This window comes from Mesorhizobium sp. RCAM 05104, from assembly GCF_059683645.1.
Genome location: NZ_CM185033.1, coordinates 545936 through 558065 on the forward strand (window position 1 = coordinate 545936; position 12130 = coordinate 558065).

Genomic DNA, 12130 nt, shown 5'->3' on the forward strand with positions numbered 1-12130 from the left:
TGGTATGGCTGACCTCGACGTAGGTGATCTTGCGCCGCAATTCGATCTCCCGCGGGACGGCGGCGGATCGCTTAGCCTTGCCGCACTGTCGGGTAAACCCGTTGTGCTCTATTTCTATCCGCAGGACGACACAACAAGCTGCACGCAAGAGGCGATAAGCTTTTCGCAGCTGAAGCCCGAATTCGAAAAGGCTGGTGCCGTGGTGATCGGCCTGTCACCTGACAACGCCAAGAAGCACGACAAGTTCAAATCAAAATACAATCTCACCATCGACCTTGCCGCCGATGAGGAGCGCAAGGTCATCGAGGCCTATCATTTGTGGGTCGAGAAATCGATGTATGGCCGCAAATACATGGGTGTCGAGCGGGCGACCTTCCTGATCGGCCGTGATGGGCGGATCGCCAGGATCTGGCGCAAGGTCAGGGTCAAGGGCCATGCCAAGGACGTGCTGGAGGCTGTCCGCGCGCTTTGAGTCCTTGCCGGGAAGCTGATGCGCCTTCCCCGCAACCTTGTGCCGCCTGACGGGCAATTGCTGACGGCAAGGCAACACCGCAAAGCTTTGTTAACCCTAATAATGTGTAATCAAGCAGTCGTGGTGTCGTAACGAAAGCTTGGTCCCGTGAACGCAACCGGTCAGTCCGCAGTCTTCGGCAGGCGCAAGGAACCCCATACGGTCATCATCGCCCGGGGCAACGAGATCAGGCACTTCACGGTCCGCCCCTGGCTCGCGGCATTTCTCGGTTCGGCGCTGGCCGCCATCGTCGTCGGATACCTGCTGGCCACCTCCTACCTCGTGCTGCGCGATGACCTGATCGGCGCCACCACGGCGCGGCAAGCCCGCATGCAGCAGGCCTATGAAGATCGCATTTCGGCGCTTCGCGCCCAGGTCGACCGCATCACCAGCCGCCAGTTGCTCGACCAGCAACTGATGGAAACCAAGGTCAGCGAACTGCTCGAACGTCAGAGCCAGTTGAGCCAGCGCCATGGCCGCCTCGGCCCGCTGCTCGAACGCGCAGAGAATGAAGTCGGAACGGCGCCACCTGAAAATCCGGCAGCGGTTGGGAAGCCGGACAAACCCGCCGAGGTGACCGGCAGCATCAACCAGCCTGTACAAAACTACGCGGTCGCCAGCCTGAGCGCCAACCCCGGTGCTGGCGACACCAGGCCGTTCTCACTGTGGTCGACCCGCTCCGATCCGCTTCCCAACGATTCAGCCGCCGATCGTGCCGACAAACTGTTCGTGTCGATCAACCAGTCGCTGAAATCCATCGAGAGCGAGCAGCTCAGCCGCATCAGCACGCTTGCCGACAACGCCTACAAGAGCGCCGACGCGATCACCCAGGCGCTCGTAGCGGCGGGCCTGCCGGTCGACAGTGATTTCGGCAAGAGCAACAGCGATGTCGGCGGACCGCTGATACCGCTCGACAGTTCGATGATCTTCGACAGCAAGGTCAAGGAATTGGACGAGGTGCTGGACACGCTCGACCAGCTCAAGAAGGAAGCGCGCCAGCTGCCGCTTGCCAATCCGGCCCCGGGCCACTCCGTCACCAGCCCGTTCGGCGTTCGCACCGATCCTCTCCTAGGCACCGCCGCACTGCATTCCGGAATGGATTTCAGGGCCCCGATCGGCATGGCTGCCAAGGTCACGGCGCCCGGCGTCGTCACCAAGGCCGGCTGGAACGGCGGCTATGGCCGCATGGTGGAGGTCGACCACGGCAATGGTTTTGCGACGCGTTACGGGCACCTCAGCGAGATCGACGTGACCGTCGGCGAGAAACTGGACGCCGGCGCCGTCATCGGCAAGACCGGCAGCAGCGGTCGCTCGACCGGCCCGCATCTGCATTATGAAGTCCGCCACAATGGCGAAGCGATCGATCCCTTGCGCTTCCTGACTATCGGCAAGAAGGTCGCCCAGTATCTCTGAGACGCTCAAGCCCTGATCGAGGCCGGGGATCAAAGCCTTGGCCGGTCTGTTCGATCGCGTGCGCCGGCAGGCGGGACTGACACATTCGACGCCGGTTGGCGCCGTATCTTGTGGAGTTGTCATCAATTGATGACAAGCGCGGCCCGCTGCTCTTCGAAGGCTGCCCAGGTGTATTGCTCTGGCTTCAACACCTCGTTCAGCGCCTTCCACTCTCCAAATCGCCATCCTGGGTAGCAGAGCAGTTCGTCAAACAGGATGACGCTGCCGCTGACGAGCCTATCCTTGCAGAGCGTGAGAATAGCTTTGCAGGGTGTGTAGGTGTCCGTGTCAATATGAATGAAGGCAATCGGACCTTGGTGCTGCTCAAGAAACGTTGGAAGCGTATCTTCGATCCAGCCCGTTATCAGGCTCACATTTTGCCGAACCTTCGGCACAAGACCGCCCCTGTTGAATTGCTGACCTTTGGCTTGGAAGTCAGTTCCGGCCCAGTTTTCTTGAAGACCTAGAAAAGCATCAAATCCAAAGATTGGCCGCGTGTCGCCACGCGCCGTCAGCCTGTCGGCGAAATGGTTGATGCTTGTCCCGTCGAAGACACCAAATTCGAGCAGAGACCCGGACTTCGCCACCCTCTCAATTGCGTAAGTTCGTATTTGCTGTTGGTCGTTGAAAAGTAATGCATTCTCCATGTGCGGCGTCACAAAATCAGCACCCTCGATAACGCAGCGCTCATGCAGTATTTGCGTCATACGTCGTTCTGGAAGCACAACAACTGATGGCTGGCGCTTTCGTTTGAGACCGTGTCTCTCGAGGAAACTTGTAAGTTTCGACACTATTTGCCGCTCCACCAAATGTGCTCTTGTGAGTGAGGCGGGATGGAAAATCAAGCGCTGTGGATTTCGCCTTCCCTGGCCCCGTCCTGCACCGGTTCGCAATGGCCTCGTCGCCTGTGACCCCGGTGCCGATGGATACGCGAATTATTTTTGAATTCCATTTGACTGAATAAATAACTGGTGCGAAGCTGCCTAAAGGGGCGCACGTCATGGCACTGCGGGGGACCAATCAGGAATTCGGCCGGCCCTACAACCGGCGTATCGTGCTTGAGTCCATCCGCCTTCATGGACCGATCGCCCGCGGCGAGATTGCCAGGCGCGTCGGGCTCACCGTCCAGACGGTGTCGACCATCGTTCGCGAGCTCGAAGAGCAAGGTTACATCCTGTCCCTGCGCGAAGAGCCGAAGGGGCGTGGCCTGCCGCCGGCGACCCTGCGGATCAATCCCGACGGCGGCTATGCCGTCGGCACCCACATCACCCCGCTCGGCATCAACGCCGCGTTGATCAATCTGAGCGGCGACGTGATCGAGAGCAGCTACCGCGAGGCCCCCAACGCGACTCCGGACCACGCCTTCGACCTGATCGGGGCAATGGTGGTTGAATTGACCCGATTGCGGGCTGGAGGACGGGTTCTCGGGGTTGGCATGGCCCTGCCCGGGCCGTTCGGCGTCGAATCCATGAGCTTTGTCGGTCCGACCACCATGATCGGCTGGAAGGACGTGGCGCTGCGCGAGCGGCTGGCGGCTTCCACCGGACTACCGGCCTTCTTTGAAACCGACATGGCGGCCGCGGCCATGGGCGAGCGCCTTTACGGCCTCGGGGCTCAATTCTCCGAATATTACTATCTCTATTTCGGCGTCGGCCTTGGCGGTGCCATGGTTCATGATGGCAGCGTGTTGCGTGGCGCCTGGGGAAATGCCGGCGAGATCGGACACATTCCTGTCGTTCCCGGCGGTGAGAATTGCCCGTGCGGCAACAGCGGCTGCCTCGAAAGATACCTCTCGCTCGAAGCGCTCCGGCGCTGGAACGGCAGCGAGGCCGATTGGGTCGTGGAAGTCGCTCCGGTCTTCCACAATGCCGTCGCCATCATCGAGAACCTGTTCGACCCGGAAACAATCATCCTGGGCGGGTTGGCGTCGACCGACCTGCTCGAACGGCTGGCTGGCTCGACCGCGGGCCTGCACAACTCCGTCTCCGCGCGAAAAGACCGCAAGACGCCTCGAATTGTCGTGGCGCGCGGCGGGCAGCATTCGGTGTTGCGCGGTGCCGCCGCCCTCGCTGTTTCCGGAGTGCTGTCGCCCCGCTTCGGGCAGATGTTCGCCGCCGAACGCGAGCGCGAGCGCGACCTTCTAAAAAGCAGGGAGATTGCGGCATGAGCGAACCGCTGCTGGTCCTCGACAACGTCACCAAGAACTATGGCGCGATCGAAGCGCTGAAGGGGATCAGCTTCTCGATTGGCCGGGGCGAGGTCGTGGCGTTGCTGGGCGACAACGGTGCCGGCAAATCCACACTGGTCAAGATCATCTCCGGCGGGCTGGAGCCGACCTCCGGCCGCATGCTGTTCGAGGGCAAGGAATTCCTCGCCAGGTCGCCCGCCGAAGCCAAGGCCGCGGGCATCGAAACCGTCTACCAGGACCTCTCGCTGTGCACCAATGTCGACGTGGTCGCCAATTTCTTCATGGGCCGCGAGATCACCAGGAAGGTTCTTGGCATTCCGGTGCTCGATGAGCGCGCCATGGAGGCCGTGGTCGAAAAGGCGCTGGCCACCGCCGGCACCCGCATCCCTTCGCTGCGCACCAATGTCGAGCATCTTTCGGGCGGCCAGCGGCAAGCCATCGAGCTCAACCGCTTCGTGCACTGGGGCGGCAAGCTGGTGCTGCTCGATGAACCGTTCGCCGCACTCGGTGTCGAACAGACGCGGCGCGGTCTCGACATGATCCGCCAAGTGGCGAGCCAGGGCATCGGCGTCGTCATCATCACCCATATCATGCAGCAGGCCTTCCAGGTCGCCGACCGGATCGTGGTGATCCGGCAAGGCGTCGTGGCGGGCGATGTCGCGCGCAACAAAACAAGTCCCGACGCGGTGATCAACATGATCACCGGTGAAACGCTTGCCGGTGCCGGACCGGTAGGCTGAGGGACAAAAGTGGGGTCCGGCTTAACAGGAGCGAACGACATGAAGCGACTACTTCTTGCTGTCTTCGGTATCCTGGCACTGGCTTTTGCCACGCTCATGCCGGCATTCGCCCAGTCCAAGGGGACCGTTTATTACTTGGTGCCGACATTGCTCGATGAGTTTCAGACCGGCTCGGTGAGCGCTCTGGAGCTGTTCCTGAAGCAGGTCGGCTATGAGGTGAAGACGCTGAACGCCGACAACAAGACCGACGCCCAGCAATCGCAGATGAATGACGTCATCGCGCTGAAGCCGGCCGCGATCATCCTTGCCGCCGTCGACTTCAATGCGCTGAAACCGTCCATCGAAGCAGCGCGCGCAGCCGGCATCCCGGTGGTCGAGTTTGACCGCCAGATCACCTCGACCCCCTCCGACTTCACGTCGGTCGCGGGAACGGTGGAGATCGGGTACGTCGCCGCCGACCAGGCCGAGAAACTTCTGAAAGCGAAGAACGGTTCGGTCAAGGGCAAGGTCCTGCAGGTGCTCGGCGATCCCGGCGATCCCTACACGCTCGACATCCAGAAAGGTTTCGAGGAGAAGATGAAGGCGTTTCCGGACGTCAAGATCATCTCGCTTCCGGCCATGCAATGGGAAGCCAGCAACGCCGGCACCATCGTTGCCGACCAGATGCTGGCGAACCCCGATATCGACCTGATCTTCAGCCATGCCGCGCACCTCTCGGTCGCTGCCGTCGCCTCGCTCGAGGCCGCCGGCAAGAAGCCGGGCGACGTCATGCTGATGAGCTCGAACGGCGCTCCGGTCGGCCTCGACCTGATCCGCAAGGGCTGGCTCAACGTCGAAGTCGAGCAACCGCTCTACGCGCAGGCCGCGGCCGTCGCCATGTTCATGGACAAGGTCGTCAAGAAAGAAGAGATCAAGCCCGGCGAATATGACGTGCTCGGCCTGAAATCGACCGTGACCAAGGAAGCCTGGGGCCCGAACATCAAGATCCCCGGTGCTGCCATCACCAAGGAAAACGTCGACAACCCGGCCTTCTGGGGCAACCAGAAGCCGCCGACGGACACCGTCAAATCCGTCGAATAGCTGCATCCTCGCAAAGACGCTCCGGACCATCTCGGTCCGGAGCCAAGCCTCTGCAATTTCAATTTGCGCATGGTCCTCCGAAGATCGAATTAGATTTTCGGGTTCGTGCGCCAGCCGGATCAGCCCATGAACCCCCGCACCCGCCACGCCTTGGAGTTCGTCCTCGACAACCTCGTCTGGTTCATGTTGCTGTTCGTGCTGGTTGTCTTTTCCATCTTCATCCCGAACTATTTCCAGCTCGGCATCTTCGCCAACATCATCGAGGCTTCCAGCGTGCTCGGTGTCATGTCGATCGGCCTGGCGCTGGTCATCATCGCCGGTCACATGGACCTGTCGGTCGAATCGGTGGCGGCGCTCAGCGCCATGGCGGTCGGCATCCTGTTCTGTTCGTCGGGCATTGGCCTTGGCATTCAGCTCCACCCGGAATGGTTGATGGTTCCGGTTTCGCTGCTGCTGGCGCTTGCCGTGGGCGGCTTCATCGGCGCCTTCAACGGCTATCTGGTTGTCAGGGTGAAGATGAGCGCCTTCATCATCACCCTGGCCTCCTACATCTGGGTGCGAGGCCTTGTGCTGGTGATTTCGGGCGGCCGCTCGGCGCAGGACCTAGCACCGGCAATCCGCTGGTTCGGCATCCAGCGCCTCGCCGGCCTGCCGCTGACGGCCTGGATAGCAATCGCCTGTTTCGTGGTCTTCTCGCTGATCATGGCCAAGACGCCGTTCGGTCGGCATCTCGTCATGATCGGCGGCAATGAGACGGCAACCTTCCGCGCCGGCATCCGCGTGAACCGCAATCTCATCATCGCCTTCGTGCTCGCCGGCGCCATCGCCGGCCTCGCCGGCTGGCTGCTGGCAATCCGCACCTCCGGCGCCACCGCCAATCTCGGCGTCGGCCTGCTGTTCAACGCCTTTGCCGCGGTCGTCATCGGCGGCGTCAGCCTGAAAGGCGGTGTCGGCACCCTGCCCGGCGTCTATGCCGGCGTGCTGCTGCTCTCGGCCATCAACACGGCGATCAACCTCATGGGCTTGCCGGCCAACTTCACCCAGGTGATCCATGGCCTGCTGGTGCTGGCCGCCGTGCTGCTCGACGCTTTCAAGCAAACCATTCGCCAAAGACTCGCATGACAGGACGGCTCGCATGACCAACCGGTTAAAAGACAAGGTCGCGCTGATCGTCGGCAGCGCGCGCGGCATCGGCAAGGGCATCGCGCTGCGCTTTGCCGAAGAAGGGGCAAAACTCGTGCTCGCCGACAACGAAGTCGAAGCCGGGCAAGCAACCGCTGTCGAACTCGGCGTCCCCTTCATCCGCACCGATATCTCGCGGATGAGTGACGCGGAAGCCGCCGTGGCGACGGCACTGAAGCACCATGGCCGCCTCGACATCATCGTGCAGAATGCCGGCATCTATCCCTGGCAATTGATCGAGAACACCACCTCGGACGACTGGGATAGCGTCATGGCCGTCAATCTGCGCGGCACTTTCAATGCCGCGCGCGCAGCGCTTGTGCCGATGAAGGCGCAGCACTTCGGCCGCATGCTCTTCACCTCATCCATCACCGGCCCGCACGTCACCAGCCCCGGGCACGGACACTATTCCGCCAGCAAGGCCGGAATCAACGGCTTCATCCGTGCCGCCGCGCTCGAATTCTCGGGCTATGGCATCACCGTCAACGGCGTCGAGCCCGGCAACATCCTCACCGAAGCGATCGAGCTTCACCGCGGCGCCGCCTATATCAAGAACATGGAAGACTCCATCCCTCTCGGCCGGCTCGGCAGCCCGCGCGACGTGGCTAATGCCTTCCTGTTCCTCGCCTCCGACGACGCCAGCTACATCACCGGCACGACCATTGTCGTCGATGGCGGGCAATTGCTGCCGGAGGGTAATGATTTTCGCCTCTTGCCACCCTGATTGCTGCACCGACGGCAACGGACCGACATATCTCCTGGGAGCGAGCGGGACGGCGAGCCGCGACTTCAAGCACAAGATCCGGTGCTCAGCGCATCAGCGGGTAAATTTCCCCTCAAAAGTTGTGTGGAACTCGGATACATCTCAAAGGTTGTGCACGAAGTGCTCACCAACGGAGGTGCTTGTGAATGACAGACGAAATCAGGACAGGCCATATCTACCAGCGGGCTCATGCTTTGGCGGAAGGTGGTTTTCACCACTCGCCAGCCGAGATCGTCGCCACGTTGCTGGCCGAAGGCTACCCGGAAGCGGCCGAGTTGCTGAACTCCAAAAACATCCATGCCGATCTGCGGCGGATTTGCAAGGCGGCGGCCGATGGCCAGCCAACTCCGCACCGCGGGCTTCGCCACTGACGCGGCGGTGGATGGATTGTGTGATTGGGATGGTGGGCGATGACGGGCTCGAACCGCCGACATCTTCGGTGTAAACGAAGCGCTCTACCAACTGAGCTAATCGCCCGCTCCGGGCCGGACCTTTAAGGGGTCAGGGCCGGCTTCGCAAGGCCAAATGAGCGCTGGACGCCCTCCTTGGAGGCCGGTTTTGCCAACAAAACGCCGGCTGTCAAAAAACCTTCTCCTGATTGCTGTTATGCTGTCCTACCGCGCTTGACACCCGGTGGCGAACCCCTTATCCAGCGGCCCAACGACGAACACGGCTGACACGTGCTCGTCAATGCGCGGGTGTAGCTCAGTTGGTTAGAGTGCCGGCCTGTCACGCCGGAGGTCGCGGGTTCGAGCCCCGTCACTCGCGCCATTTATTTCAAGGGGTTAGCTACCGCCCCTTGAAAAGTTTCAACTCTCACTTTCCGGAGAGTTTCAACTTTTTGTATTCGTTCTTGGCGGAGCAGCTTTCGCCCCCCCTTGCGGCGGCTGGCGGAACGCACGGCTGCGAGATTGACCGGCATACAGGTCTTCCGCAGCGCCTTGTTCTCGTCGACCGAGTTGCCCATCTTGGCCGAGATCGCCTCGACCGAGGCGCCGCCGGCGTTGGCCTCGACCGCAGCCGAGCGCCACATGTCCATCAGGCGGCGTTTCTCCCATTCCCCGAAAACCAGTTTGCGCAGATCGGGGGCAAGGCGGGGCGGATCAGCAAGGAACTGCACGGGCCCGGCATGTGGTTCTGGTACCAAGGATCATCGAGCGGCGGTGTGGCGACCAAGGAAGAAGCCGTCTTCGAGGTGGAGCGAGCCTGTACCCGATGGGTCGCCAAGGCCGACTGGGCCGGGAAGTTTGCGCTGCCACATCTCAAATCTGATTGGGTACCATCCGCCGGATTTCTTCGATAATTGTATTCTCGTGATAGGGCTTCGGGAAGAATCGACTTCCCTCCGGAAGTCGGCTCTCTTCAAGAATCGCCCTGCCGGACGCCACGATCAGCTTTATCGGCGGCCATCGGTTTCGGATGTAATGCGCTAATTTGATGCCGTCCATGGTGCCGGGCATCCCGACGTCGGTGAACACCAGGACGATATCCGCTCGCGCCTCCAGAAGCCGAATTGCCTCGTCGGCATTGGTCGCCTCCAAGGCCTCGTAACCCGCATCGACGACCAGGTCGACAGCTCCCATCCTGATGATGGCGTTGTCTTCGACGATGAGAATGACAGCCTTTCGGTTCGTCATGATTTCTCCAGCCTGCGCAGGACCAACGTCTGCGTCAGGCGACTGTTGTGCCGCAGCGGCAGTTTTCGGACTGGTCATCGTCCTATGCTGCGGCCGGTACGTCGTCGCCCACAGCGGCCTGCAGGTGGGAGACTGATATCAGGGTTCCCGGGTTTGCGTCGGTTACCCTGATTTCACTCTGGAGGTTTCTGGCAAGCGCCTCGACAATCCCGGTACCAAGCCCGGCCTTAGCGGCGCCGTCGCCGGTTGTCATGCCGATCCCATCGTCTCGAACCGAAAGGGTCCAGTATGGCCCGTCCGAATGGTAGTCGACCAAAATCTTGCCGGACCGCTCTTCGGGAAACGCGTGCTTCAACGCGTTGATCACCAGTTCGGTCACGATCAGTCCCAAGCTTATCGAAATGTCGGACTTCACGACACTTTCATCGACGGAAACGATAATGGAAAGCCGTTCCCTGTCGGAGATCATCGACGCGCCAAGGCTTTGACAGAGCTGGGTCAAGTAGGTCCGCAACGAAACGCGTTCTGCGCCAGACTGGGCGAGGTGCCGTTGCACGGCAGCGATCGACATGACCCTGTTGTGGGCGTCATGCAGATGGCCGCGTGCCTCGTCCGACTGGACCCTGCGGGCACTTTGCATCAGCACGCTCGCGATGATCTGGAGGCTGTTGGCCACCCGGTGCTGAACCTCCTGCATCAGGATTGCCTTGTCCCGAATAAGATCGTCCTTTTGCCGGGCATTCGCGCGAGCATCCGTGACGTCGGTTATGGCTACGAGGAGGCGAATACGATCGGGGTCGCCATCTTCGAGCACGCGAGCGTTCACCACCAACTGGCGGGTTTTCTGGCCGTTCCGCTTCAAATCAATCTCGTAGGCCTCGATCTTGGCGCTGCCCGAAGCGGTTGCCTTCAGCAACGAGTTCAGCTTCGGCATGTCCCATTCGCCTGCGCCGAGTTCCGAAAGCTCTCTGCCTGAAACCGTGGCGGGATCGATCTCAAAGGTTCGGCAAAACGAAGCGCTGACAACGATGACCCGGAGATCATCGGTCAAGAACAAAAGCGGCTCGTTCGATGAAACGACCACCGCGAGCGTGCTCGCAGCTTCCAAATGGGGGGTGATACGGATGCCATAAAATTGGCCCTCATGGGCCGAAAGCTCGCGAAGCGAACCATCACTCGGCATAGACGTCGACCGAAAACCTTATGTGCGATCGAAAGGTATGATCAACAGTATCACGTTGAGCATTGTTCGCCACGCAATTTAAATTGCGCTTGAGACCGGTGTATCGAAAATGCTCACGTTGCCGTTGAAAGGCAAACAATACCTTGTTCGAGGCAGGAACCATTGCGTGTCGCGACCCGTTGGGGTCGCACGGAAGGGACATCCGACAATGAGTGAAGAGCAGCGGACGCCACTGGGTGCGACGGACGGCATTGCTCGCCGTTTGGTCAACGAAACCGACATCACCGATGCCCAGGCCCGAGAGCTCATCGCCCTCCTTGGGCCGCACAATTGGACATCGCTTTTGCGAGAGGCCCGGATATTGAACCCGAAGGGCTCCTAGATCCGTATAAGGTCACGCCGGAGGTCGCGAGTCCGAGCCCTGTCGTTCGCGCCATTTCTCTCAAGGGATAACAAGCCCTTGGCTTCGGAGAAATGTCGACGTTAAGTGTCAAAAACGTCTTCTTTCGTGAGCAGCTCAGGTCTTTCCGGATCTGAGTTCGAGCATTCATGGATCGGTCTGCAAACCCGCTTTTGAATCGAGCCCGCCACTCGCGCCATCCTGCCAGGGCCGCGCAGAGGTTCTCTACGCGAACGGTCTGAGCCGCCGCAGAATTCTCGCCATTCCGTCTTTCGGGACATTCTTATGCGTGTAGCTCTGACTGCCATGCGTCAGGCGTTTCGCCTCGTGATTGCGCATATAGGCATCGGCCCGCTTTTCGAACGAATCACCGGCATAATCCGGATATCGCGCGGATGCGGGATTCTGCTCATTGTAGATGGGCGCACGAAATACCGACATCTTTGCCAGAAAGCACTGATCCGAGAAACCGTAGCCGACAAGGAACTCGCCCGCCCGGTCGAAACTCTCCGATCTCGCTTCGTCAAACCTGTCGTTCCAGCACAGATTCGCGACGACAAGATCGCTCCTGCCTTCCATGAGCTGGATGGCTGGGTCGATCCACCGGTGACGACGGTTTGGGTATGAGTCGCCCTTGTAATAAAGCAGATAGTCGGCTGTGCTGGCGTGGATGCCGACCAGTTCACTGATCGAATACAGGTAGCCACGGCCAAGGGACGTCCTGTCGATCTGGAAGAAATCCAACGCGGCCTCGGCGTGATCTTCAACGAATAAATACTCGTCGAGATGACCGCGAGCGATTGCCGCCTTGGCCGCGGCTTCGACCGGACGACGCTTGCTGACATTGTTGATGATCAGGCGGCGTCTGGAAAACGGATAGGCGCAGCGGTCCAGGACGACGCGCAGATAATGTCTTCCGAGCACGATCGGCCAGTCGTTCTCGTAGCAGTTGGTTTCGAAATCGACGGTCAAGTCACCGGCATTTCTCGATGAT

General features: G+C 60.5%; 14 protein-coding genes and 2 tRNA genes. 10 read left to right on the forward strand and 6 right to left on the reverse strand.

Features of this window, described 5'->3' with window-relative positions; translation table 11 throughout:
• Positions 1-4 precede the first annotated feature (4 nt).
• Together AC56QP_RS03035 and AC56QP_RS03040 are read left to right on the forward strand one after the other, a co-directional pair.
• Positions 5-472, forward strand: a complete 468-nt coding sequence (locus tag AC56QP_RS03035) for a peroxiredoxin (protein WP_489860993.1) — start codon at positions 5-7, stop codon at positions 470-472.
• A 147-nt stretch (positions 473-619) separates the two neighbouring features.
• A complete protein-coding gene (locus tag AC56QP_RS03040) occupies positions 620-1924 on the forward strand; it encodes a M23 family metallopeptidase (RefSeq protein WP_489860992.1) in 1305 nt (434 codons plus the stop codon).
• A 122-nt stretch (positions 1925-2046) separates the two neighbouring features.
• Here the strand turns inward: AC56QP_RS03040 and AC56QP_RS03045 are convergent, their stop codons facing one another.
• Entirely contained in the window at positions 2047-2670 is a 624-nt protein-coding gene (locus AC56QP_RS03045) for a class I SAM-dependent methyltransferase (RefSeq protein WP_489860991.1), read from the reverse strand.
• A 293-nt stretch (positions 2671-2963) separates the two neighbouring features.
• Between AC56QP_RS03045 and AC56QP_RS03050 the strand changes: the two genes are divergently transcribed.
• The 6 genes from AC56QP_RS03050 to AC56QP_RS03075 all read left to right on the forward strand — a co-directional run bounded on the left by AC56QP_RS03050 (position 2964) and on the right by AC56QP_RS03075 (position 8287).
• A complete protein-coding gene (locus AC56QP_RS03050; RefSeq protein ID WP_489860990.1) occupies positions 2964-4130 on the forward strand; it encodes an ROK family transcriptional regulator in 1167 nt (388 codons plus the stop codon).
• A complete protein-coding gene (locus AC56QP_RS03055; RefSeq protein ID WP_489860989.1) occupies positions 4127-4891 on the forward strand; it encodes an ATP-binding cassette domain-containing protein in 765 nt (254 codons plus the stop codon). Before AC56QP_RS03050 ends, AC56QP_RS03055 begins: the two co-directional genes overlap by 4 nt.
• A gap of 39 nt (positions 4892-4930) precedes the next feature.
• A complete protein-coding gene (locus tag AC56QP_RS03060; RefSeq protein ID WP_489860988.1) occupies positions 4931-5971 on the forward strand; it encodes a sugar ABC transporter substrate-binding protein in 1041 nt (346 codons plus the stop codon).
• Between the two features lie 126 nt (positions 5972-6097).
• Entirely contained in the window at positions 6098-7093 is a 996-nt protein-coding gene (locus AC56QP_RS03065; RefSeq protein WP_489860987.1) for an ABC transporter permease, read from the forward strand.
• A gap of 13 nt (positions 7094-7106) precedes the next feature.
• The gene (locus tag AC56QP_RS03070) at positions 7107-7877 is read left to right on the forward strand and encodes an SDR family NAD(P)-dependent oxidoreductase (RefSeq protein WP_489860986.1); all 771 of its coding nucleotides are present in this window, start codon (positions 7107-7109) and stop codon (positions 7875-7877) included.
• A 185-nt stretch (positions 7878-8062) separates the two neighbouring features.
• Positions 8063-8287 carry a hypothetical protein gene (locus AC56QP_RS03075; RefSeq protein ID WP_489860985.1) on the forward strand — a complete coding sequence of 75 codons (225 nt, stop codon included), beginning with the start codon at positions 8063-8065 and terminating at the stop codon, positions 8285-8287.
• Positions 8288-8317: 30 nt separating this feature from the next.
• Here the strand turns inward: AC56QP_RS03075 and AC56QP_RS03080 are convergent.
• Positions 8318-8393 (reverse strand) — tRNA-Val (locus AC56QP_RS03080).
• A gap of 217 nt (positions 8394-8610) precedes the next feature.
• On the opposite strand from AC56QP_RS03080, the gene AC56QP_RS03085 reads away from it, so the two are divergent.
• Positions 8611-8687: transfer RNA gene (locus AC56QP_RS03085), tRNA-Asp, on the forward strand.
• Between the two features lies 1 nt (position 8688).
• Here the strand turns inward: AC56QP_RS03085 and AC56QP_RS03090 are convergent.
• From AC56QP_RS03090 to AC56QP_RS03100, 3 genes are all read right to left on the reverse strand, one after another.
• Positions 8689-9036 carry a hypothetical protein gene (locus AC56QP_RS03090; protein WP_497100781.1) on the reverse strand — a complete coding sequence of 116 codons (348 nt, stop codon included), beginning with the start codon at positions 9034-9036 and terminating at the stop codon, positions 8689-8691.
• A gap of 142 nt (positions 9037-9178) precedes the next feature.
• Complete coding sequence (locus AC56QP_RS03095; RefSeq protein WP_489863700.1) at positions 9179-9553, reverse strand: response regulator; 375 nt, start codon at positions 9551-9553, stop codon at positions 9179-9181.
• Positions 9554-9635: 82 nt separating this feature from the next.
• Positions 9636-10736 carry a sensor histidine kinase gene (locus AC56QP_RS03100; RefSeq protein WP_497100780.1) on the reverse strand — a complete coding sequence of 367 codons (1101 nt, stop codon included), beginning with the start codon at positions 10734-10736 and terminating at the stop codon, positions 9636-9638.
• A gap of 208 nt (positions 10737-10944) precedes the next feature.
• On the opposite strand from AC56QP_RS03100, the gene AC56QP_RS03105 reads away from it, so the two are divergent.
• Positions 10945-11118 (forward strand): hypothetical protein, encoded by a 174-nt coding sequence (locus AC56QP_RS03105; RefSeq protein WP_489860982.1) that lies wholly within the window; start codon positions 10945-10947, stop codon positions 11116-11118.
• Positions 11119-11361: 243 nt separating this feature from the next.
• Here AC56QP_RS03105 and AC56QP_RS03110 read toward each other — a convergent pair whose 3' ends face one another.
• Positions 11362-12108: a hypothetical protein gene (locus AC56QP_RS03110; RefSeq protein WP_489860981.1), complete on the reverse strand. Its 747-nt coding sequence runs from the start codon at positions 12106-12108 to the stop codon at positions 11362-11364.
• Positions 12109-12130 lie beyond the last annotated feature (22 nt).